The organism is Kribbella swartbergensis, from assembly GCF_054784135.1.
Genome location: NZ_BAAGPM010000007.1, coordinates 58,158 through 80,937 on the forward strand (window position 1 = coordinate 58,158; position 22,780 = coordinate 80,937).

Consider the following 22,780-nt stretch of genomic DNA (forward strand, 5'->3'; position numbering starts at 1 on the left):
GGTTCTTCGTCACCAGACGTAGGCGAGGACTTCCCCGCCGACGCCCTTGTTCTTGGCCTGCTTGTCGGTCAGCAGTCCCTGGGACGTCGAGATGATCGCGACGCCCAGGCCACCGAGGACCTTGGGCAGGTTGGTCGACTTCGCATAGACCCGCAGACCCGGCTTGCTGATCCGGCGTACGCCCGCGATGGAGCGCTCCCGGCTGGGACCGAACTTGAGGTCGATGACGAGGGTCTTGCCGACGGCGCCCTCCTTGGGCTCCTCCACCTTGTAGGAGGAGATGTAGCCCTCCTGCTGGAGGATGTCGGCGATACCCTGCTTGATCTTGCTGTACGGCATCGAGGTCGACTCGTGGTACGCCTGGTTGGCGTTGCGCAGACGCGTCAGCATGTCTGCGATCGGGTCGGTCATCGTCATGGCCTGGGGCCTCTTTCCCGCCGTGGTTTCGCCGGCCGGCGACCTACGGTGACTAGATGGTGAATGGAGAAGTGATCTGGGGTGGAGACGGTCACCAGCTGGACTTGGTCACACCGGGCAGCTCGCCCCGGTGCGCCATCTCCCGCAGGCAGATCCGGCAGAGGCCGAACTTGCGGAAGACCGCCTTCGGCCGGCCGCAGCGCTGGCAGCGGGTGTAACCGCGCACCGCGAACTTCGGCTTCCGGGCCTGCTTGACCTTGAGTGCTGTCTTCGCCACGTCAGTTCTCCTTGAACGGGAAACCGAGCTGCCGCAGCAGGGCCCGGCCCTCGTCGTCGTTCTTCGCGGTGGTCACCACGGTGATGTCCATACCCCGGACCCGGTCGATCCGGTCCTGGTTGATCTCGTGGAACATCACCTGCTCGGTCAGCCCGAAGGTGTAGTTCCCGTTGCCGTCGAACTGCTTGGGCGACAGACCGCGGAAGTCGCGGATCCGCGGCAGCGCGAGCGCCAGCAGCCGGTCCAGGAACTCCCACATCCGGTCGCCGCGCAGCGTCACGTGCGCGCCGATCGGCATACCCTCGCGCAGCTTGAACTGCGCGATCGACTTGCGGGCCTTGGTGATCTGCGGCTTCTGACCCGTGATCGCGGCCAGGTCCTTGACCGCGCCGTCGATCAGCTTGGAGTCGCGGGCCGCCTCGCCGACGCCCATGTTCACCACGATCTTGACCAGGCCGGGCACCTGCATGACGTTCTCGAACTGGAACTGCTCCTGCAGCTGCCCGACGATCTCCTCGCGGTACTTCGTCTTCAGCCGCGGCTGGACCTTGGTGTTCTCGGTTGCCGTTGCAGTCATCAGATCTCCTCGCCGGTACGCCGCGCGATCCGGACGCTCCGGTAACCGGTGTACGTCGAGCCGTCGGGGCGCCGCTTCTGCACCTCGACGCGGTTGTAACCGACGCGGGTGGTCACCTTCTGCTTCTTGCCGTCCTTCTCGACCTCGACCAGAAGCGCCACGTTCGAGACGTGGATCGGGGCTTCCTGGGTGACGATGCCACCGGTCGTGCCGCCGCGCTGGGCCTGCTGCACCTTGGTGTGCTTCTTCACCCGGTTCACGCCCTCGACGATGACCTTCTCGTCGTTCGGGAAGACCTGGATGATCTTGCCCTCGAGGCCCTTGGACTTGCCGGAGATCACGCGGACGAGATCACCCTTCTTCACGTGCAACTTGTTCTGCGCCTTGTTCTGCGCCTGCTTCTGGGCCATCTCAGAGCACCTCCGGGGCGAGCGAGATGATCTTCATGAAGCGCTTCTCGCGCAGCTCCCGGCCGACCGGCCCGAAGATACGGGTACCACGCGGCTCGCCGTCGGCCTTCAGGATCACCGCGGCGTTCTCGTCGAACCGGATGTAGGAGCCGTCCGGACGCCGGCGCTCCTTCACGGTCCGCACGACGACCGCCTTGACGACGTCACCCTTCTTCACACCGCCGCCCGGGATCGCGTCCTTGACGGTGGCGACGATCGTGTCACCGACACCGGCGTAGCGCCGACCGGAGCCACCGAGCACACGGATGCACAAGATCTCCTTGGCGCCCGTGTTGTCGGCGACCTTCAGTCGCGACTCCTGCTGGATCATCTGTTGATCTCCTGGTTGTCTCGCTGGTTCTCACTCGCGTGAGCCTTGCGGAACGAATGATTTCGGTTGGTTGCCGGTCGGAACCGGGAACTACTACTTGGCCTTCTCGAGGATCTCCACCACGCGCCAGCGCTTGGTCGCCGACAGCGGCCGGGTCTCCATCAGCAGCACGCGGTCGCCGATGCCGGCGGCGTTCTGCTCGTCGTGCGCCTTGAGCTTGCTGGTGCGACGGATGACCTTGCCGTACAGGTGGTGCTTGACCCGGTCCTCGACCTGGACCACGACGGTCTTGTCCATCTTGTCGCTCAGCACCAGGCCCTCACGGGTCTTCCGGCGGCCTCGCGCTTCGGTGGTGGTCGTGCTCACGGTCTCGTCCTTCTGATTCTCGGTCATGCCTTGCTCCCGGCCTTCTCGCTGTCGTCCGCGGTGTCGTCGGCCGCTGCCTCGACCTCGGCGGCCGGGGTCTCGACGTCCTCGGTGATGCCGAGCGCCCGCTCGGTCAGCACCGTGTAGATGCGGGCGATGTCCTTGCGGACGGCGCGCAGCCGGCCGTGGGACTCCAGCTGACCCGTGGCAGCCTGGAACCGGAGGTTGAACAGCTCCTCCTTGGCTTCACCGAGCTTCGTCAGCAGCTCGTCCCGGCCAAGGTTCCGCAGCTCGGCGGCGGTCAGGGTAGCCATCAGTTCTCACCTGCCTCTCGGGTGATGAAGCGGCACTTCATCGGCAACTTGTGGATCGCGCGGCGCATGGCCTCGCGGGCGACGTCTTCCGGTACGCCGGACAGCTCGAACATCACGCGACCGGCCTTCACGTTGGCGATCCACCACTCCGGCGAACCCTTACCGGAACCCATCCGGGTCTCGGCCGGCTTCTTGGTCAGCGGACGGTCCGGGTAGATGTTGATCCACACCTTTCCGCCACGCCGGATGTGCCGGGTCATCGCGATACGCGCGGACTCGATCTGCCGGTTGGTGACGTAGTGGCTCTCCAGCGCCTGGATGCCGAAGTCACCGAAGGCCAGCGTCGTACCACCCTTGGCCGCGCCGGAGCGCTTCGGGTGGTGCTGCTTGCGGTGCTTGACCTTGCGGGGGATGAGCATCGGTCAGCTCTCCGTTCCGGTCGTCTCGGCGGGCTTGTCGGCCGCGGGCGCGGTCGTCTCGGCGGCCGGAGCCGCGGAGCGCGCGTTGTCCCTGCGGTCGTCGCGACGGCCACCGCGCTCGCCACGGTCGCCGCCACGGCCACCGCGCTCGTCACGGCGGGCCGGCCGGCGCTGCTGGCTGGCGGCACGGGCCGCGGCCTGCGCCTCGCGCTCGGCCCGGGAGCCGGCCACGTCACCCTTGTAGATCCAGACCTTCACGCCGATCCGGCCGAAGGTCGTGCGGGCCTCGTAGAAGCCGTAGTCGATGTCCGCGCGGAGCGTGTGCAGCGGCACCCGGCCCTCGCGGTAGAACTCCGACCGCGACATTTCCGCGCCACCGAGCCGGCCGGAGCACTGGATCCGGATGCCCAGGGCGCCGCCACGCATGGTGGTCTGCATCGCCTTGCGCATCGCGCGGCGGAACGCCACGCGGCCGGACAGCTGCTCGGCCACGCCCTGCGCGACCAGCTGGGCGTCGACCTCGGAGTTCTTCACCTCGAGGATGTTCAGCTGCACCTGCTTGCCGGTGAGCTCCTCCAGGCTGCCCCGGATCCGGTCCGCCTCGGCGCCGCGGCGACCGATGACGATGCCCGGACGGGCGGTGTGGATGTCGACCCGGACCCGGTCACGGGTGCGCTCGATCTCCACACGGGAGATGCCGGCGCGCTCCATGCCCTTGCTCAGCAGGCGGCGGATCTTGACGTCCTCGCCCACGTAGTCCTTGTACAGCTTGTCGGCGTACCAGCGGCTCTTGTGGTCGGTGCTGATGCCGAGACGGAACCCGTGCGGGTTTACCTTCTGTCCCACAGTCAGGACTCCTTCTTCTCAGCGGTGGCCTTCTTGGCGGCCGCCTTCTTGGCGGTTGCCTTCTTGGCCGGCTTCTCGGCGGCCTCGGCCTTGTCAGCCGCCGCCTTCTTGGCCGGGGCCTTCTTCGCCGCGGTGTCCGCCTTCTTGGCGGACTTCTTGGCGGGAGCCTTCTCGACCGGCTCGTCCTCGACCCGCGGCGTGACCACGACGGTGATGTGGCTGGTCCGCTTGTCGATCCGGGTCGCCCGGCCCTGGGCACGCGGGCGGTGACGCTTCAGCGTCGGCCCCTCGTCCACCAGGACCTTGGTCACGACCAGGTCGGCCCGGCTCAGGTGCTCGGTGCCCTCGGCGTTCGCCGCGGCGCTGTCCACGACCTTGTACACGGTCGCGGCAGCGGCCTGCGGGGCGAACTTCAGAGTGGCGAGTGCGTCGTCGACGCCCAGACCGCGCACCAGGTCACCCACGCGGCGCGCCTTCATCGGCGTCACGCGGACGAAGCGCGCGACCGCGAAGGCCCCGGGCTCGTCGCCCAGCAGGCTCTCGCGACGGGCGCTGACCGCCCTACGCTCTTGAACGCTCATGATGTTCGAATCTCTCCGTAGGTTGCTTTCGCTTCGTCACTGACCAGGGGTCAGCGACGCCGTGACTTCCGGTCGTCCTTCTCGTGACCCTTGAACGTCCGGGTCGGGGCGAACTCGCCGAGCTTGTGCCCGACCATCGCGTCCGTCACGAACACGGGCACGTGCTTGCGGCCGTCGTGCACCGCCAGCGTGTGACCGATCATGTCCGGCACGATCATCGATCGGCGGGACCAGGTCTTGATGACGTTCTTGGTGCCCTTCTCGTTCTGCACCTCCACCTTCTTCATCAGGTGGTGGTCGACGAACGGGCCCTTCTTCAAACTGCGTGGCATCTGGCCGGCTCCCTATCAGCGCTTCTTGCCGGCCTTGCGACGCCGGACGATCATGCGGTCGCTTTCCTTGCGGGTGCGGGTCCGCCCTTCGGGCTTGCCCCACGGGGACACCGGGTGACGACCACCCGAGGTCTTGCCCTCACCACCACCGTGCGGGTGGTCGACCGGGTTCATCGCGACACCGCGGACGGTCGGGCGCTTGCCCTTCCAGCGCATCCGGCCGGCCTTGCCCCAGTTGATGTTCGACTGCTCGCCGTTGCCGACCTCACCGAGGGTGGCGCGGCAGCGGACGTCGACCATCCGGACCTCGCCGGACGGCATCCGCAGGGTGGCCATCCGGCCTTCCTTCGCGACCAGCTGGATGCTGGCACCCGCCGAGCGGCCCATCTTGGCGCCGCCGCCCGGGCGCAGCTCGACGGCGTGCACCGTGGAGCCGACCGGGATGTTGCGCAGCGGCAGGTTGTTGCCGACCTTGATGTCGGCGGCCGGGCCGTTCTCGACGATCGTGCCCTGCTTCAGGTTCGACGGGGCGAGGATGTAGCGCTTCTCGCCGTCGACGTAGTGCAGCAGCGCGATCCGCGCGGTGCGGTTCGGGTCGTACTCGATCTCGGCCACCTTCGCCGGGACGCCGTCCTTGTCGTACCGCTTGAAGTCGATCAGCCGGTACGCCCGCTTGTGACCGCCACCGTGGTGCCGGGTGGTGATCTTGCCGGAGTTGTTCCGGCCACCCTTCTTCGGCAGCGGACGCAGCAGCGACTTCTCCGGGGTGGAACGGGTGAGCTCGACGAAGTCGGCCACGCTCGAGCCACGGCGGCCCGGCGTCGTCGGCTTGTATTTGCGGATACCCATTACGACTGGCCTCCGAAGATGTCGATGCGGTCGTCACCCTTCAGGGTCACGATCGCCCGCTTGGTGTCCGGGCGCTTGCCCCAGCCGGCACGGGTCCGGCGGCGCTTGCCCTTGCGGTTGATGGTGTTGACGTCGCTGACCTTGACCTTGAAGACCTTCTCGACCGCGAGCTTGATCTCGGTCTTGTTGGCCCGCGGGTCGACCTCGAACGTGTACTTCTGCTCGTCCAGCAGGCCGTAGCTCTTCTCGCTGACGACCGGCCGCAGCAGCACGTCGCGCGGGTCCTTGTTGACTCCGTGGCTCATGCCTCTACCTCCTCGGCCTCGGTCGACGTGGCGACGGCCTTGACGGACTTGCCCTTCGGGGCGCCGGCGACGAACGCGTCCAGCGCGGCCTTGGTGAACACGATCGAGTCGCTGACCAGTACGTCGTACGCGTTCAGCTGGTCGGCGGCGATCAGGTGGACGTGCTGCGCGTTGCGCAGGCTCAGCCAGGTGAGCTCGTCGGCGCGCTCGACGACGACCAGGATCTTGCCCGGCTCGGCGATCTCCGACAGCACCCGCAGCGCGGCCTTGGTGGACGGCTTGTCACCGTCGACGAACTTCTCGACCACGTGCACCCGGCCGTCGCGGGCCCGGTCCGAGAGCGCACCGCGGAGCGCGGCGGCGATCATCTTCTTCGGGGTCCGCTGGCTGTAGTCGCGCGGCACCGGGCCGTGGACCACGCCACCGCCGGTGAACTGCGGCGCGCGGGTCGAGCCCTGCCGGGCGCGACCGGTGCCCTTCTGGCGGTACGGCTTGGCGCCACCGCCGCGCACCTCGCCCCGGGTCTTGGTCTTGTGCGTTCCCTGCCGGGCCGCGGCCAGCTGGGCCACCACGACCTGGTGGATCAGCGGCACGTTGACCTGGACGTCGAACAGCTCGGCCGGAAGCTCGGCGGAGCCCTTCTTGCTCACCTTGTCGCCCTTGACGACGACGACGTCGACGGTGCTCACTTGGCAGCCCCCTTCGCAGCGTTGCGGATCAGCACGAGGCCGCCCTTCGGACCGGGAACCGCGCCCTTGAGCAGGATCAGGCCGCGGTCGGCGTCGATCGCGTGGACCGACACGTTCTGCGTGGTGACCTTCTCGTTGCCCATCCGGCCGGCCATCCGCAGGCCCTTGAAGACCCGGCCCGGCGTGGCGCAGCCGCCGATCGAACCCGGCGAGCGGTGCTTCTTGTGCACACCGTGGGTGGCGCGCAGACCGCCGAAGCCGTGCCGCTTCATGACACCGGCGAAGCCCTTGCCCTTGCTGGTGGCGGAGACGTCGACCAGCTCACCGGCGGAGAAGGCCTCGGCCTTGATCTCCTGGCCCAGCGTGTACTCGCTCGCGTCGGCGGTGCGCAGCTCCAGCAGGTGGCGCCGCGGCGTCACGCCGGCCTTGTCGAAGTGACCGCGCATCGGCTTGGTCACCTTGCGCGGGTCGATGTCGCCGAAGGCGATCTGGACGCCGTCGTAGCCGTGGCTGTCCGAGGTCCGAACCTCGGTGACGACGCACGGGCCGGCCTGGATCACGGTGACGGGGACGACGCGGTTGTTCTCGTCCCAGGTCTGGGTCATGCCGAGCTTGGTGCCCAGCAGACCACGCGTGTTCTTGACAGTGCTCATTGGCTGTTCGCGTCCCTCAGAGCTTGATCTCGATGTCGACGCCGGCCGGCAGGTCGAGCCGCATCAGCGAGTCGACGGTCTTCGGCGTGGGGTCGATGATGTCGATGAGCCGCTTGTGGGTGCGCATCTCGAAGTGCTCGCGGCTGTCCTTGTACTTGTGCGGCGAGCGGATGACGCAGAACACGTTCTTTTCCGTCGGCAACGGCACCGGGCCAGCAACCTTCGCACCAGTACGCGTCACCGTGTCGACAATCTTGCGCGCCGAGCTGTCGATGACCTCGTGGTCGTAGGCCTTCAGCCGGATGCGGATCTTCTGTCCCGCCATCGCTTCGCTTCGTCCTTCTCTATCGTCTTCGTTGCGTTGCTCCGACCCCCGCGGTCGGGTGTGTCGCACACGCGACACGCGCGTGACTCACCGCTTCTTCGACCCTGGATTGGTGATCGGGGCCCGGTCTCGGACCGGCACCTCGGCATGGTCTCCGGTCCGGCGCACCAGCCAGATCTGAGATCTGGGGCGCACCCCGGCGGCCTCGCCTGAGCAACCTGAATATTGTGCCAGAGATCGGCATCGGAATGCCAATCGTGGTGGCCTCACGCCTGATCCGGCCCACCTGAGTGCCGGATCGGGCGCAAAGCAGAGGTCCGCGAGGGCTCAGCCTGCGAGCCCTCGCGGACCTCGTGAGATCACTTGATGATCTTGGTGACCCGGCCGGCGCCGACGGTGCGGCCACCTTCGCGGATCGCGAACTTCAGACCCTCCTCCATGGCGATCGGCTGGATCAGCTCGACCGTCATGTCGGTGTTGTCGCCCGGCATGACCATCTCGGTGCCCTCGGGCAGCGTGACGACGCCGGTGACGTCCGTGGTGCGGAAGTAGAACTGCGGGCGGTAGTTCTGGAAGAACGGCGTGTGCCGGCCGCCCTCCTCCTTGGACAGGATGTAGACCGACGCCTCGAAGTTCGTGTGCGGCGTCGTGGTGCCCGGCTTGATGACGACCATGCCACGCTCGACGTCCTCGCGCTTGGTGCCACGAAGCAGCAGACCGACGTTCTCACCGGCCTGGCCCTCGTCGAGCAGCTTGCGGAACATCTCGATACCGGTGACCGTGGTGGACTGCTTCTCCGGGCGGATACCGACGATGTCGACGGTCTCGTTGACCTTGACGACACCGCGCTCGATCCGGCCGGTCACGACGGTGCCGCGACCGGTGATGGTGAAGACGTCCTCCACCGGCATCAGGAACGGCTTGTCGATCTCGCGCTCCGGCTGCGGGATGTAGGAGTCGACCGCGTTCATCAGCTCGAGGATCGACTCGCCCCACTTGGCGTCGCCCTCGAGCGCCGGGTGAGCGGCGACGCGGACGATCGGAGCGTTGTCACCGTCGAACTCCTGCTCGCTGAGCAGCTCGCGGACCTCGAGCTCGACCAGCTCGAGGATCTCCTCGTCGTCGACCATGTCGCACTTGTTCAGGGCGACGACCATCGCCGGCACGCCGACCTGACGGGCGAGCAGCACGTGCTCACGCGTCTGCGGCATCGGGCCGTCGGTGGCGGCGACGACCAGGATCGCGCCGTCCATCTGAGCCGCACCGGTGATCATGTTCTTGATGTAGTCCGCGTGCCCCGGGCAGTCGACGTGGGCGTAGTGCCGGGCCTCGGTCTGGTACTCGACGTGCGCGATCGAGATGGTGATACCGCGCTGGCGCTCTTCCGGCGCCTTGTCGATCTGATCGAACGCCGACGCCTCGTTCAGGTCCGGGTACTTGTCGTGCAACACCTTGGTGATCGCCGCGGTAAGCGTGGTCTTACCGTGGTCGATGTGACCGATGGTGCCGATGTTGACGTGCGGCTTAGTCCGCTCGAACTTCGCCTTCGCCACTGGGGCCCTCCTAGATAAATGTTGACTACGCCGTACGCCGACGCGCTTGGGGTGTTGGTCAGGAGCGAGAGATTACTCGCCCCGGGCCTTCTTGATGATCTCTTCCGCCACGTTCTTCGGAACCTCGGCGTAGGAATCGAACTGCATCGAGTAGGACGCGCGGCCCTGGGTCTTCGACCGCAGGTCACCGACATACCCGAACATCTCCGACAGCGGGACCAGAGCCTTCACGACTCGGCTGCCACCGGGGCCTTCGTCCATCTGCTGGATCTGGCCACGACGGGAGTTGAGGTCGCCGATCACGTCGCCCATGTAGTCCTCGGGCGTGGTGACCTCGACCGCGAACATCGGCTCCAGGATGACCGGAGCGGCCCGCCGTGCGGCCTCCTTGAACGCCATCGAACCGGCGATCTTGAAGGCGAGCTCGGAGGAGTCGACGTCGTGGTAGGCGCCGTCCTGCAGCGTCACCTTGACGTCCACCATCGGGTAGCCGGCCAGTACGCCGAACTCCATCGCCTCCTGGCAGCCCTCGTCCACCGACGGGATGTACTCCCGGGGGATGCGGCCACCGGTGACGGCGTTGACGAACTCGTAGCCGCCCTCGCCGCCGGCCTCCACCGAGGTCGGCTCGATGTCGATGATCACGCGACCGAACTGACCGGAACCGCCGGTCTGCTTCTTGTGCGTGTAGTCGACCTTCTCGACCTTCTTGGTGATGGTCTCGCGGTAGGCGACCTGCGGCTTGCCGACGTTCGCCTCGACCCGGAACTCGCGCTTCATCCGGTCGACCAGCACCTCGAGGTGCAACTCGCCCATACCGGCGATGATGGTCTGGCCGGTGTCCTCGTCGGTCCGGACCTGGAAGGTCGGGTCCTCCTCGGCGAGCCGCTGGATCGCGACGCCCAGCTTCTCCTGGTCGCCCTTCGACTTGGGCTCGATGGCGACCGAGATGACCGGAGCCGGGAACTGCATCGACTCCAGCACGACCGGGCTGTCCGGCGCGCACAGCGTCTCACCGGTGGTGGTGTCCTTCAGACCCATCACGGCGACGATGTGACCGGCGCCGATCGACGCGATCTCCTCACGCTTGTTCGCGTGCATCCGGTAGATCTTGCCGATCCGCTCCTTGCGGCCCTTGGTCGGGTTCAGCACCTGCGAACCCGCCTCGAGCTTGCCGGAGTAGACCCGGATGAAGGTCAGCTTGCCCAGGTGCGGGTCGGCCGCGATCTTGAACGCCAGCGCCGAGAACGGCTCGCTGTCGTCCGGCTTGCGCAGCACGACCTGCTCGGAGTCCTTGACGTCGTGGCCCTCGATGGCCGGAACGTCGATCGGGCTGGGCAGGTAGTCGTTGACCGCGTCGAGCAGCGGCTGGACGCCCTTGTTCTTGAACGCGGTACCGGTCAGGACCGGGGTCAGCTTGCTGGCCAGGGTGGCCCGGCGGATGGCGGCCTTCAGCTGCTCCTGGGTCGGGTTCTCGCCCTCCAGGTACAGCTCCATGATCTCGTCGTCGGCCTCGGCCACCGTCTCGACCAGCTTGTCCCGCCACTCGGCCGCCAGCTCGGTGTGGCTGGCCGGGATCTCCTCGACCGTGTAGTCCTCACCGATCTTGGTCTCGCCGCGCCAGGTCAGCGCGCGCATGCCCACCAGGTCGATGACGCCGATGAAGTCGGCCTCGGCCCCGATCGGCAGCTGCATGACCAGCGGGACGGCGCCGAGGCGGTCCTTGATCATGTCGACGCAGCGCATGAACTCCGCGCCGGTCCGGTCCAGCTTGTTGACGAAGCAGATCCGCGGCACGCCGTACCGGTCCGCCTGACGCCAGACGGTCTCGGACTGGGGCTCCACGCCGGCGACACCGTCGAACACCGCGACGGCACCGTCGAGCACGCGCAGCGAGCGCTCCACCTCGACGGTGAAGTCGACGTGACCCGGCGTGTCGATGATGTTGATGGTGTGGTCTTTCCAGGTGCAGGTCGTCGCGGCGGACGTGATGGTGATGCCGCGCTCCTGCTCCTGCTCCATCCAGTCCATCGTGGCGGCGCCCTCGTGGACCTCACCGATCTTGTAGGTGATACCGGTGTAGAAGAGGATCCGCTCGGTCGTCGTCGTCTTGCCGGCGTCGATGTGGGCCATGATCCCGATGTTGCGGACCTTGGCCAGGTCGGTGGTGATTTGTACGGCCACCTCGGTGGTCTACCTCTCGATTCTGTACTGCGTCAAAGGGTGAGCGCTGGGGTCCGGATCGGACCCCGGATCACCAGCGGTAGTGGGCGAAAGCCTTGTTGGCTTCGGCCATCTTGTGCGTGTCCTCGCGGCGCTTCACCGACGCACCGAGACCGTTGGACGCGTCCAGGATCTCGTTCATCAGCCGCTCGGACATGGTCTTCTCGCGACGGGCCCGCGAGTACGTCGTCAGCCACCGCAGCGCCAGCGTGGTGGACCGGCCCGGCTTGACCTCGATCGGCACCTGGTAGGTGGCACCGCCGACGCGGCGGCTCTTCACCTCGATGCTCGGCTTGACGTTGTCCAGCGCGCGCTTGAGCGTGATCACCGGGTCGGTGCCGGTCTTGGTCCGGGTGCCCTCCAGCGCGTCGTACACGATGCGCTGGGCGATCTGCTTCTTGCCGTCGACCAGGATCTTGGAGATCAACTGGGTGACGAGCGGCGAACTGTAGACCGGGTCGACGATGACCGGGCGCTTCGGGGCGGGGCCCTTGCGCGGCATTAGCTCTTCTCCTTCTTCGCGCCGTAACGGCTGCGCGCCTGCTTCCGGTTCTTCACACCCTGGGTGTCGAGCGAACCGCGGATGATCTTGTACCGGACACCCGGCAGGTCCTTCACACGACCGCCACGCACGAGCACGATCGAGTGCTCCTGCAGGTTGTGGCCGACGCCGGGGATGTACGCGGTGACCTCGATGCCGCTGGTCAGGCGGACACGCGCGACCTTCCGAAGCGCCGAGTTCGGCTTCTTCGGCGTGGTGGTGTAGACGCGCGTGCACACACCGCGACGCTGAGGGGAACCCTTCAGGGCCGGCGTCTTGTTCTTGGACACCTTGTCCTGGCGGCCCTTGCGGACCAGCTGCTGAATGGTGGGCACCGCGTAGGTCTCTTTCTGTCGTCCGGCTTTCTTCTGCTGCTTTCGCCTGACCCCCGCGGTCGGGTGTGTCGCGTGCGCACGGGCGCACCGAAAGCCGTAATCTTCCAGACTGTCGGCAGGAATCCCGTGCCACGCGCGCAGACCCGTTCATCGAGGGGCACGCATGACGGCCCAGGATGACCCGGGCACGATCGTTAAGACTAGCGGCTGCCTCAGGCACGGTCAAAATGAGTAACCGACCGGCTCCGAAGCCTTCCGCTCCCCCAGTGTACAGCCCTCAGGGAGTGGTCTTACCGGCCAGGAAATCGGCCGCCACCGCGGGGTCCCCCTCGACCCTCAGAACGCTCGTCGGCAAGCGTTTCCACAGGCACAGGTCGAGCTCGGCCGCGGTCCCCGAGACCACCGCCTCACCGGCGGCCCGGCCACGCTCGACCCGCGGCGGATCGCCTTCTGCCACAGGTGTCAGCGTCCATTCGTCCCCGGTGTCGGTGGCCCGTACGCCGACCTGCCGGGTGACCGCCGGCGCGAACCCGCGGGCCAGCAGCCGCGGCAGGAACACCCCGAAGACCTCGTCCACCCCGTCGGCCGCGATCGCCGGAGGTATCACCTCCAGACCAGTCACGTCCGGATCGCCGGCCTGGACGGCGTCCACGAGGTGGATCGCCGTCTCATGCATCCGCCGCCGGGACCAGAATCCCGCGCGCTGGTCGACCGGCGCGAAGTTCCAGCACGGCTCGTCCGGGTCGACGGCCCGGATCGCGGCCGCCAGCGCCGCGGTGGTGCCGGCATACCAGTCCGCCCAGGAGATCGTCGTACGGAGAACCTCAGGGACCTGCTGGGCGGTGCCGCTGAGCAGGATGGCAGCCGCCCAGCGCTGGCCGGATCCGAGGTGCAGGGCCAGATCGGCCAGCGTCCAGCCGGGGCAGCCCGGCACCGCCGCCTCAGGATCGACCCGGTCGAGGACGGCCGCGAACTCCGCGGCCGCCCCCTCGAACCCGGCCAGGTAGTCGATGGCTTCCTCAGGCACGGAACTGGACTTCGGTGATCAGTCCGTCGGTGACGCGGTAGAGGGCGATCATCGGGGTCGGCTCATCGGTGTCGTGGGCCAGGATGTGCTCGACCACCCACTCGCCGAGCATCAGTTTCTGCACGACCTCCGTCTTGCAACGGCCGGCCTCGAAGCGCGGCCGGTAATACTCGCGGAGGAACCGGCGGCCCTTGAGCTCCGAGCCGTCGGCCAGGCCGATCCGGGCGGTGGGCGAGTACATCGCCAGGAACGCCTCCAGGTCGTGGGCGGCGTACGCGGCGTGCTCCCGGGCGACGACCCGGGCGGCCGGAGTGTCGGTGGTGGCCGCCGCGACGGTGGCCGCGGCAACGGTCGCGAGCGGCGTCGCTGCGGCGGTGACAGGAGTGTCCGTCGCAGCGGCAGCGACGGAAGCGCCGGTCGCGCCGGCAGCGCCGGGAGCGTCCGTCGGGGCGGTAGCAGGCTCAGTCCTGGCCGCCGCAGCGGTCGACGGCGCGGCGGGAGAGGTGATTGACGGACTGGCTGAAGGCGGCGTGGCGGCGGGATTGGCGGGCCGCTGCCGGCTGGCGGGCTCGGCAGCTGCCGGGGACTCCTTCACCGCAACGGTGGACTTGGCGGCGTTGGACGGCTTGGTGGCGGCCGTCGTACGGCGGGTGGAGGACTTCGCAGGTGGAGGGGGAACGAGGAGTTTCCCCTCGCCGTCCGGCTCCTCGCCCAGGTGGGCGATCGCCCAGTCCAGGGCCTTGGTGACGGCGGCGCGTGATTCTTCGGTGTGGTCGAGCATGTCGAACCCGTGGTGCCCTTTCGGTACGTCGATGATGTCCAGCGCGGCGCCACCGGCGGAGACGAACTCCGCGACCGGACCGGCGAGCTCCTCCTGCTCGAGTCCGGCCCGGGTCAGCAGCACCGGCAGATCTCTGCTTGATGCTTTCCCCACCCCACCGCCCCGGTCGTGTTTTCCGATCACTTCGGCGGCGTTTACCAGTTCGTCGACACCGGGCGGGGTGGCGAGCAGGGGATAGGTCAGGGCGACGCAACGCAGCCAGTCGGGGCGGCTGTCCAGCCACTCCCCCGCCAGCAGGCCGGCGCCGGAGAAGAACCACAGGGCGACCCGATCGGGGTCCACCCGTGGATCGGATCGCAGTACGCCGACCGCGGCCTCCACCTCGTCCGCGGCGGTGACCAACCGGTCGAGGCCGCGAATCAGGCTGTGGTCGACGACAGCGGCCACCACGCCACGCCGGGCGGCAGCGGTCGCGTAACCCCGGAACACCGGCCAGTCCCGAGGCGTCACCTCGAGGCCGGCAGGCCCAGGACCCCCGTGCACAAAGAGAATCGCGCCGGTCCGGGCGGTCCCGGCGGGGCGGTAGAGGTCGATCTCCCCGAGCCGGTCGACCCGGACGCCCGGGCCGTCCAGCAACCCCAGGACGAAAGGCCGCAAGTGGGCCGGGAGATCCGTCATGCACCAATCTTGGCCTATGACGGGGACACTTTCAGCCGCCACCCCGCGTGTGGTGCACACTCCGCTGCGCGATCTCGGCGAGTACGCCGGAATCCACGTCGGACAAGCGTTTGACGTACACGCAGCCCACGCCGGTGGTGTGTGGACCGAGCCGTCCGAGCAGTTCGTCGTACCCCTCGAATCCCTCGGTCAGGTAGAGCGTCAACGTCTGTTTGCGGGCAGCGAAACCGATCTCGAACCAGTCCAGCTCGCGGCCGCTGTCGTAGACCAGGTGGCGGTCGCCATCCTGCACCGGGCACTGCCTGCCCGTGAACGCCGCGAGGGCGGCACCCCCGAACTGGGGAGTGCCGCCCTCGGCGGGGTGATTCGAATCAGTTCTGGTACGAACCGAGGTCGAAGTCGTCGAGCGGGACCGACTGCCCGGTGGACGGGCCGAAGTCGTAGTCGTACGACTCGTAGCCGACCATCGAGTACATCGCGGCCTTCGCCTCCTCGGTGGGCTCCACCCGGATGTTGCGGTAACGGTCCATGCCCGTACCGGCCGGGATCAGCTTGCCGATGATGACGTTCTCCTTCAGACCGACCAGCGAGTCGGACTTGCCGTGGATCGCGGCCTCGGTGAGGACGCGGGTCGTCTCCTGGAAGGAGGCGGCCGACAGCCACGACTCGGTGGCCAGCGAGGCCTTGGTGATACCCATCAGCACCGGACGACCGGAGGCCGGCGTACCGCCCTCGGCGACCACGCGGCGGTTCTCCGCCTCGAACATGATCCGGTCCGCGAGCTCACCCGGCAGCAGCTGGGCGTCGCCCGACTCGATCACCGTGACCCGGCGCAGCATCTGCCGGACGATGATCTCGATGTGCTTGTCGTGGATGGCCACACCCTGCGACCGGTACACCTCCTGGACCTCGTCCACCAGGTGCTCCTGCGCCTTGCGGACGCCGAGGATGCGCAGCACCTCCTGCGGGTCCGGCGTACCCTGCGTCAGCTGCTGGCCGACCTCGACGTGCTGGCCCTCCTCGACCAGCAGGCGGCCACGCTTCGACACCGGGTAGGCGACCTCCTCGGACCCGTCGTCCGGCGTGAGCACCAGCTTCCGGGTCTTGTCGGTGTCCTCGATCGTGATCCGGCCCGCGGCCTCGGCGATCGGCGCCTTGCCCTTGGGCTGCCGGGCCTCGAACAGCTCGACGACACGCGGCAGACCGTGGGTGATGTCATCACCCGCGACACCACCGGTGTGGAAGGTCCGCATGGTCAGCTGCGTCCCCGGCTCACCGATGGACTGGGCCGCGATGATGCCGACCGCCTCACCGATGTCGACCGGCTTGCCGGTCGCCAGCGAACGGCCGTAGCACTTCGCGCAGGTCCCGGTCTTGGCGTCACAGGTCAGCACCGAGCGGACCTTGACCTCCTCGACACCGGAGGCGACCAGCTTGGCGATCGAGACGTCGCCCAGGTCACTGCCGGCCTGGAGCAGGACGTTGCCGTCGGGGTCCACGACGTCGGTGGCCAGCGTCCGGGCGTAGGCACTGGTCTCCACGTTCTCGGCGTGCACGACCTTGCCGTCCGGGCCCTTGTCGCCGATCTTCTTCGGCAGGCCCCGCTCGGTCCCGCAGTCCTCCTCGCGGATGATCACGTCCTGCGACACGTCCACCAGACGACGGGTCAGGTACCCCGAGTCGGCGGTCCGCAGCGCGGTGTCGGCCAGACCCTTCCGGGCACCGTGGGTGGCGATGAAGTACTCGACCACCGACAGACCCTCGCGGAAGTTGGACTTGATCGGCCGGGCGATGATCTCACCCTTCGGGTTGGCCACCAGACCACGCATACCGGCGATCTGCCGGATCTGCATCATGTTGCCTCGAGCACCCGAGTGGACCATCATCCAGATCGGGTTGGTCTTCTCGAAGTTCTCCTCCATCGCCTTGCCGACCTCGGCGTTGGCGCCGGTCCAGATCTCGATCAGCTCCTGCCGCCGCTCGGACGAGGTGATCAGGCCTCGCTCGAACTGCTTCTGGACCTTCTCGGCCTGCGACTCGTACCGGGCCATGATCTCCGGCTTGGACGGCGGCGTGCTGAAGTCGTCGATCGACACGGTCACACCGGACCGGGTGGCCCAGCGGAACCCGAGGTCCTTCAGCGCGTCCAGGGCGTTGGCGACCTCGACCTTGGAGTACCGCTCGGCCAGGTCGTTGACGATCCCGCCGAGCTGCTTCTTGCCCACCTCGACGTCGACGAACGGGTAGTCCGCCGGCAGCGCCTCGTTGAACAGCGCCCGGCCCAGCGTGGTCTCCAGCGAGAACCCGCCGTCCGGCAGCTCGGTCGCGCCGGCCGGGGTGGCCGACTCGTCCAGCCGCAGCGTGATCTTCGCCTGCAGCGACAGCTCGTTGCGGTCGAAGGCCATCAGCGCCTCGGCCACCGAGCTGAACGCACGGCCCTCGCCGAGCGCGCCCTCCTTCATCATGGTGAGGAAGTAGATGCCGATGATCATGTCCTGGGTCGGCATCGTGACCGGACGGCCGTCGGCCGGCTTCAGGATGTTGTTCGTCGACAGCATCAGGATCCGGGCCTCGGCCTGCGCCTCGGCCGACAGCGGCAGGTGCACCGCCATCTGGTCACCGTCGAAGTCCGCGTTGAACGCGGAGCAGACGAGCGGGTGGATCTGGATCGCCTTGCCCTCGATCAGCTGCGGCTCGAACGCCTGGATGCCGAGCCGGTGCAGCGTGGGCGCACGGTTCAGCAGGACCGGGTGCTCGGTGATGACCTCTTCCAGCACGTCCCAGACCTGGGCCCGCTGGCGCTCGACCATCCGCTTGGCGGACTTGATGTTCTGCGCGTGGTTGAGGTCGACCAGCCGCTTCATCACGAACGGCTTGAACAGCTCCAGCGCCATCGCCTTCGGCAGACCGCACTGGTGCAGCTTCAGCTGCGGGCCGACGACGATCACCGAACGACCGGAGTAGTCGACGCGCTTACCGAGCAGGTTCTGCCGGAAGCGGCCCTGCTTGCCCTTGAGCATGTCGGACAGCGACTTCAGCGGCCGGTTGCCCGGGCCGGTGACCGGACGGCCGCGGCGGCCGTTGTCGAACAGCGCGTCGACGGCCTCCTGCAGCATCCGCTTCTCGTTGTTGACGATGATCTCCGGCGCACCCAGGTCGAGCAGCCGCTTGAGCCGGTTGTTCCGGTTGATCACCCGGCGGTACAGGTCGTTCAGGTCCGAGGTGGCGAACCGGCCACCGTCGAGCTGGACCATCGGGCGCAGGTCCGGCGGGATCACCGGGACGCAGTCCAGCACCATGCCCATCGGGCTGTTGTTGGTCTGCAGGAACGCGGTGACGACCTTGAGCCGCTTCAGGGCGCGGGTCTTGCGCTGGCCCTTGCCGGTCTTGATCGTCTCGCGCAGGTTGTCCGCCTCGGCCTTCAGGTCGAAGGTCTCCAGCCGGCGCTGGATCGCGGCGGCACCCATGGCGCCCTCGAAGTACTTGCCGAACCGCTCCTTCATGGCGCGGTAGAGGATCTCGTCGCCCTCCAGGTCCTGGACCTTGAGGTTCTTGAACCGGGTCCAGACCTCGTCGAGGCGGTCGATCTCGCGCTGCGCACGGTCGCGCAGCTGCTTGACCTCACGCTCGGCGCCTTCCTTGACCTTGCGGCGTACGTCGGCCTTGGCGCCCTCGGCCTCGAGCTGCGCCAGGTCCTCCTCGAGCTTCTTCATCCGCTGCTCGATGTCGTTGTCACGACGGTTCTCGAGCTGCTTGCGCTCCACGTCCACCCGGCCCTCGAGCGAGGACAGGTCGCGGTGCCGCGCCTCCTCGTCGACGTCGGTGATCATGTACGCCGCGAAGTAGATGACCTTCTCCAGGTCCTTCGGGGCGAGGTCGAGCAGGTAGCCGAGCCGCGACGGGACACCCTTGAAGTACCAGATGTGGGTGACCGGCGCGGCCAGCTCGATGTGGCCCATCCGCTCGCGGCGCACCTTGGAGCGGGTGACCTCGACGCCACACCGCTCGCAGATGATGCCCTTGAAGCGAACGCGCTTGTACTTGCCGCAGTAGCACTCCCAGTCCCGGGTGGGACCGAAGATCTTTTCGCAGAACAGACCGTCACGCTCGGGCTTGAGGGTCCGGTAGTTGATCGTCTCGGGCTTCTTGACCTCGCCGTGAGACCACTGGCGGATCTCGTCCGCGGTGGCCAGGCCGATCCGAAGCTCGTCGAAGAAGTTCACGTCGAGCACGATGTGTTATCTCCTAGTAAAAGTGGTCTGAGTGAGTTGTGTGTTGATCTCAAGCGGCAACCCGCTCAGACCTCCTCGACGCTGTTCGGCTCCCGCCGGGACAGGTCGATGCCCAGCTCCTCCGCGGCACGGAAGACGTCCTCCTCGCTGTCGCGCATCTCGACCCGGCTTCCGTCGGACGAGAGCACTTCCACGTTCAGGCACAGGGACTGCATTTCCTTGACGAGAACCTTGAACGACTCCGGGATACCCGGCTCCGGGATGTTCTCGCCCTTGACGATCGCCTCGTACACCTTGACCCGGCCGACCACGTCGTCGGACTTGATCGTCAGCAGCTCCTGCAGCGCGAAGGCGGCACCGTAGGCCTCCAGGGCCCACACCTCCATCTCGCCGAACCGCTGACCGCCGAACTGCGCCTTACCGCCCAGCGGCTGCTGGGTGATCATCGAGTACGGGCCGGTGGACCGGGCGTGGATCTTGTCGTCGACCAGGTGGTGCAGCTTCAGCATGTACATGTAGCCGACGCCGACGGGCTCCGGGAACGGCTCACCCGAACGACCGTCGAACAGCCGGGCCTTGCCGTTGCTGTCGACCATCCGGACGCCGTCACGGTTCGGCAGCGTGGAGCCGAGCAGGCCGGTGACCTCCTCCTCCTTGGCGCCGTCGAAGACCGGGGTGGCGACGTTGGTCATCGGCGGCGCGGAGCCGGCGCCGATCTTGATCAGCCGCTGGGCCCATTCCTCGGTGTTGTCCGAGTCGATCTCCCAGCCGCGGCTGGCGACCCAGCCCAGGTGGGTCTCGAGCACCTGGCCGACGTTCATCCGGCCGGGCACGCCCAGCGGGTTCAGGATGATGTCGACCTGGGTGCCGTCCTCGAGGAACGGCATGTCCTCGACCGGCAGGATCTTCGAGATGACGCCCTTGTTGCCGTGCCGGCCGGCCAGCTTGTCGCCGACCGAGATCTTGCGCTTCTGGGCGACGTACACGCGGACCAGCTGGTTCACGCCCGGCGGCAGCTCGTCGCCGTTGTCGCGGTCGAAGACGCGGACACCGATGACGGTGCCGTTCTCGCCGTGCGGCACCTTCAGCGAGGTGTCGCGGACCTCACGGGCCTTCTCACCGAAGATCGCGCGCAGCAGCCGCTCCTCCGGCGTCAGCTCGGTCTCACCCTTCGGGGTGACCTTGCCGACCAGGATGTCACCGGTGGTGACCTCGGCGCCGATCCGGATGATGCCCCGCTCGTCCAGGTCGGCCAGCATCTCGTCGGAGACGTTCGGGATGTCCCGGGTGATCTCCTCCGGACCCAGCTTGGTGTCGCGGGCGTCGACCTCGTGCTCCTCGATGTGGATCGAGGTCAGCAGGTCCTGCTGCACGACGCGCTGGCTGAGGATGATCGCGTCCTCGTAGTTGTGACCCTCCCACGGCATGAACGCGACCAGCAGGTTGCGGCCGAGCGCCATCTCGCCCTGGTCGGTGCACGGACCGTCGGCGAGCGGCTGGTTGGCCTCGACCCGCTGCCCGGCGTCGACCAGCGGGCGCTGGTTGATGCAGGTGCCCTGGTTCGACCGGCGGAACTTCGCCAGCCGGTAGGTCTGGTACGTGCCGTCGTCGGCGGCGATCTCGATCAGGTCGGCCGAGACCTCCTTGACCACACCGGCCTTGTCGGCCACCAGCACGTCACCGGCGTCGACCGCACCGCGGTACTCCATCCCGGTGCCGACCAGCGGAGCGTCGGCGGTGATCAGCGGAACGGCCTGCCGCTGCATGTTCGAGCCCATCAGCGCGCGGTTGGCGTCGTCGTGCTCGAGGAACGGGATCATCGCGGTCGCCACCGACACCATCTGGCGCGGCGAGACGTCCATGTAGTCGACGTCCTCGACCAGCACGAGCTCGACCTCACCGTGGCGCCGGCGGACCAGCACCCGGTCCTCGGCGAACCGGTTGTCCTCGGTCAGCGCCGCGTTGGCCTGGGCGATGACGAACCGGTCCTCCTCGTCCGCGGTCAGGTAGTCGACCTGGTCGGTGACCCGGCCGTCGACGACCTTGCGGTACGGCGTCTCGACGAAACCGAACGGGTTCACCCGGCCGTAGGTGGCCAGCGACCCGATCAGACCGATGTTCGGGCCTTCCGGAGTCTCGATCGGGCACATCCGGCCGTAGTGGGACGGGTGCACGTCGCGGACCTCGAAGCCGGCCCGCTCGCGGCTCAGACCACCCGGGCCGAGCGCCGACAGCCGGCGCTTGTGGGTCAGACCCGCGATCGGGTTGGTCTGGTCCATGAACTGCGACAGCTGGGAGGTGCCGAAGAACTCCTTCAGCGCCGCCACCACCGGACGGATGTTGATCAGGGTCTGCGGCGTGATCGCCTCGACGTCCTGGGTCGTCATCCGCTCCCGGACCACGCGCTCCATCCGGGCCAGGCCGGTGCGCAGCTGGTTCTGGATCAGCTCGCCGACGGTGCGCAGCCGGCGGTTGCCGAAGTGGTCGATGTCGTCTTCCTCGACCACGATCTCACCGGTCGGGGCGGCCAGCTCGGTCTTGCCCTCGTGCAGCGCGACCAGGTACTTGATCGTGGCGACGATGTCGTCGATCGTCAGCACCGCGGTGTCGTGCGCCTCGTCCCGGCCGAGCTTCTTGTTGATCTTGTACCGGCCGACCTTGGCCAGGTCGTAGCGCTTGCCGTTGAAGTAGTAGTTGTCCAGCAGCGCCTGCGCGGCCTCCCGCGTCGGCGGCTCACCCGGCCGCAGCTTGCGGTAGATGTCCAGCAGGGCGTCGTCCTGGCCGGAGGTGTGGTCCTTCTCCAGGGTGAGCCGGATCGACTCGTAGTCGCCGAACTCCTCCAGGATCTGCGCGTCGGTCCAGCCCAGCGCCTTCAGCAGCACGGTGACGTTCTGCTTGCGCTTGCGGTCGAGCCGGACGCCGACCATGTCGCGCTTGTCGACCTCGAACTCCAGCCACGCACCGCGCGACGGGATGATCTTGGCGGTGAAGATGTCCTTGTCCGACGTCTTGTCCGGAGTGCGCTCGAAGTACACACCGGGTGAGCGGACGAGCTGGGAGACGACGACCCGCTCGGTGCCGTTGATGACGAAGGTGCCCTTACGCGTCATCAGCGGGAAGTCGCCCATGAAGACGGTCTGGCTCTTGATCTCGCCGGTCTCGTTGTTCATGAACTCGGCCGTGACGAACAGCGGCGCGGAGTAGGTGACGTCCCGCTCCTTGCACTCGTCGACCGTGTTCTTCGGCGGCTCGAAACGGTGGTCGCGGAACGACAGCGACATGGTGCCGCTGAAGTCCTCGATCGGGGAGATCTCCTCGAAAATTTCTTCCAGGCCGCTGGGGCCGGACAGGTCCGACCGTCCCTCGGCCTCGGCGGCGGCCACGCGGGCCTGCCACGTTTCGTTGCCGACCAGCCAGTCGAAACTGTCCACCTGCAGCGCAAGCAGATCCGGAACCTCGAGAGGTTCGGAGATCTTCGCGAAGGAGATGCGGCGGGAGCCGGAAACGTCGGAAATGCTGTCGGACTGGGGGTTGCGCGAGGCGACCAAGGGGCGTCCTTCCACGGGCTCGCAGAAATCACTTCGGTGCTGGGAGCGCACGCCGAACCGCCCTAGTCAAGTCGAGACCCGAACCAGGGTGGAGGTTAAAGGCAGCGCAAAGCAATAGGCTACCCGATCCAG

General features: G+C 67.6%; 24 protein-coding genes and 1 pseudogene. All 25 read right to left on the bottom strand.

Translation table 11 applies throughout. From position 1 onward, the window contains the following. Positions 1-9: 9 nt before the first annotated feature. The 25 genes and pseudogenes from rpsH to rpoB all read right to left on the bottom strand — a co-directional run bounded on the left by rpsH (position 10) and on the right by rpoB (position 22,648). The gene (rpsH, locus tag ACYVOK_RS01720; RefSeq protein ID WP_460660424.1) at positions 10-417 is read right to left on the bottom strand and encodes a 30S ribosomal protein S8; all 408 of its coding nucleotides are present in this window, start codon (positions 415-417) and stop codon (positions 10-12) included. Between the two features lie 91 nt (positions 418-508). After that, positions 509-694, bottom strand: coding sequence for a type Z 30S ribosomal protein S14 (locus ACYVOK_RS01725; protein ID WP_012923674.1), 186 nt, complete (start codon positions 692-694; stop codon positions 509-511). Between the two features lies 1 nt (position 695). Next, positions 696-1,271 (bottom strand): 50S ribosomal protein L5, encoded by a 576-nt coding sequence (rplE, locus tag ACYVOK_RS01730; RefSeq protein WP_460660425.1) that lies wholly within the window; start codon positions 1,269-1,271, stop codon positions 696-698. Then, positions 1,271-1,681: a 50S ribosomal protein L24 gene (gene rplX, locus ACYVOK_RS01735; RefSeq protein WP_460660426.1), complete on the bottom strand. Its 411-nt coding sequence runs from the start codon at positions 1,679-1,681 to the stop codon at positions 1,271-1,273. Before rplX ends, rplE begins: the two co-directional genes overlap by 1 nt. 1 nt (position 1,682) lies before the next feature. Then, entirely contained in the window at positions 1,683-2,051 is a 369-nt protein-coding gene (rplN, locus tag ACYVOK_RS01740; protein ID WP_012923677.1) for a 50S ribosomal protein L14, read from the bottom strand. A 93-nt stretch (positions 2,052-2,144) separates the two neighbouring features. Next, positions 2,145-2,417: a 30S ribosomal protein S17 gene (gene rpsQ, locus ACYVOK_RS01745; RefSeq protein WP_449829580.1), complete on the bottom strand. Its 273-nt coding sequence runs from the start codon at positions 2,415-2,417 to the stop codon at positions 2,145-2,147. Positions 2,418-2,440: 23 nt separating this feature from the next. Beyond that, positions 2,441-2,731 carry a 50S ribosomal protein L29 gene (gene rpmC, locus ACYVOK_RS01750; RefSeq protein ID WP_460660427.1) on the bottom strand — a complete coding sequence of 97 codons (291 nt, stop codon included), beginning with the start codon at positions 2,729-2,731 and terminating at the stop codon, positions 2,441-2,443. After that, positions 2,731-3,150, bottom strand: coding sequence for a 50S ribosomal protein L16 (rplP, locus tag ACYVOK_RS01755; protein ID WP_460660428.1), 420 nt, complete (start codon positions 3,148-3,150; stop codon positions 2,731-2,733). Before rplP ends, rpmC begins: the two co-directional genes overlap by 1 nt. A 3-nt stretch (positions 3,151-3,153) precedes the next feature. Then, on the bottom strand, positions 3,154-3,996 hold the full coding sequence (gene rpsC, locus ACYVOK_RS01760; RefSeq protein ID WP_460660429.1) for a 30S ribosomal protein S3: 843 nt from the start codon (positions 3,994-3,996) through the stop codon (positions 3,154-3,156). A gap of 98 nt (positions 3,997-4,094) precedes the next feature. Beyond that, positions 4,095-4,577 (bottom strand): annotated as a pseudogene (gene rplV / locus ACYVOK_RS01765) (50S ribosomal protein L22); the annotation flags it as partial. 50 nt (positions 4,578-4,627) lie between these two features. Beyond that, positions 4,628-4,909, bottom strand: coding sequence for a 30S ribosomal protein S19 (gene rpsS / locus ACYVOK_RS01770; protein WP_131361012.1), 282 nt, complete (start codon positions 4,907-4,909; stop codon positions 4,628-4,630). Between the two features lie 15 nt (positions 4,910-4,924). Beyond that, the gene (gene rplB, locus ACYVOK_RS01775; protein ID WP_460660430.1) at positions 4,925-5,758 is read right to left on the bottom strand and encodes a 50S ribosomal protein L2; all 834 of its coding nucleotides are present in this window, start codon (positions 5,756-5,758) and stop codon (positions 4,925-4,927) included. Continuing rightward, the gene (gene rplW, locus ACYVOK_RS01780; RefSeq protein ID WP_460660431.1) at positions 5,758-6,063 is read right to left on the bottom strand and encodes a 50S ribosomal protein L23; all 306 of its coding nucleotides are present in this window, start codon (positions 6,061-6,063) and stop codon (positions 5,758-5,760) included. The genes rplB and rplW overlap by 1 nt, the downstream gene beginning before the upstream one ends. Further along, positions 6,060-6,752, bottom strand: a complete 693-nt coding sequence (gene rplD, locus ACYVOK_RS01785; protein ID WP_460660432.1) for a 50S ribosomal protein L4 — start codon at positions 6,750-6,752, stop codon at positions 6,060-6,062. The genes rplW and rplD overlap by 4 nt, the downstream gene beginning before the upstream one ends. After that, positions 6,749-7,405 (bottom strand): 50S ribosomal protein L3, encoded by a 657-nt coding sequence (gene rplC / locus ACYVOK_RS01790; RefSeq protein ID WP_460660433.1) that lies wholly within the window; start codon positions 7,403-7,405, stop codon positions 6,749-6,751. Before rplC ends, rplD begins: the two co-directional genes overlap by 4 nt. A gap of 16 nt (positions 7,406-7,421) precedes the next feature. After that, on the bottom strand, positions 7,422-7,730 hold the full coding sequence (gene rpsJ, locus ACYVOK_RS01795) for a 30S ribosomal protein S10 (RefSeq protein WP_012923688.1): 309 nt from the start codon (positions 7,728-7,730) through the stop codon (positions 7,422-7,424). 359 nt (positions 7,731-8,089) lie between these two features. Further along, positions 8,090-9,283, bottom strand: a complete 1,194-nt coding sequence (tuf, locus tag ACYVOK_RS01800) for an elongation factor Tu (protein ID WP_460660434.1) — start codon at positions 9,281-9,283, stop codon at positions 8,090-8,092. 72 nt (positions 9,284-9,355) lie between these two features. Next, positions 9,356-11,467, bottom strand: coding sequence for an elongation factor G (gene fusA / locus ACYVOK_RS01805; RefSeq protein ID WP_460660435.1), 2,112 nt, complete (start codon positions 11,465-11,467; stop codon positions 9,356-9,358). Positions 11,468-11,537: 70 nt separating this feature from the next. Continuing rightward, positions 11,538-12,008: a 30S ribosomal protein S7 gene (gene rpsG / locus ACYVOK_RS01810; RefSeq protein ID WP_460660436.1), complete on the bottom strand. Its 471-nt coding sequence runs from the start codon at positions 12,006-12,008 to the stop codon at positions 11,538-11,540. After that, positions 12,008-12,382, bottom strand: coding sequence for a 30S ribosomal protein S12 (gene rpsL / locus ACYVOK_RS01815; RefSeq protein ID WP_012923692.1), 375 nt, complete (start codon positions 12,380-12,382; stop codon positions 12,008-12,010). Before rpsL ends, rpsG begins: the two co-directional genes overlap by 1 nt. Positions 12,383-12,659: 277 nt before the next feature. Next, positions 12,660-13,409 carry a maleylpyruvate isomerase N-terminal domain-containing protein gene (locus tag ACYVOK_RS01820; protein ID WP_460660437.1) on the bottom strand — a complete coding sequence of 250 codons (750 nt, stop codon included), beginning with the start codon at positions 13,407-13,409 and terminating at the stop codon, positions 12,660-12,662. Next, positions 13,402-14,868: a nuclear transport factor 2 family protein gene (locus ACYVOK_RS01825; protein WP_460660438.1), complete on the bottom strand. Its 1,467-nt coding sequence runs from the start codon at positions 14,866-14,868 to the stop codon at positions 13,402-13,404. Before ACYVOK_RS01825 ends, ACYVOK_RS01820 begins: the two co-directional genes overlap by 8 nt. A gap of 31 nt (positions 14,869-14,899) precedes the next feature. Then, positions 14,900-15,160: a DUF1801 domain-containing protein gene (locus ACYVOK_RS01830; protein ID WP_460660439.1), complete on the bottom strand. Its 261-nt coding sequence runs from the start codon at positions 15,158-15,160 to the stop codon at positions 14,900-14,902. 79 nt (positions 15,161-15,239) lie between these two features. Then, entirely contained in the window at positions 15,240-19,100 is a 3,861-nt protein-coding gene (locus ACYVOK_RS01835; protein ID WP_460660440.1) for a DNA-directed RNA polymerase subunit beta', read from the bottom strand. A gap of 65 nt (positions 19,101-19,165) precedes the next feature. Beyond that, positions 19,166-22,648 (bottom strand): DNA-directed RNA polymerase subunit beta, encoded by a 3,483-nt coding sequence (rpoB, locus tag ACYVOK_RS01840; RefSeq protein ID WP_460660441.1) that lies wholly within the window; start codon positions 22,646-22,648, stop codon positions 19,166-19,168. Positions 22,649-22,780 lie beyond the last annotated feature (132 nt).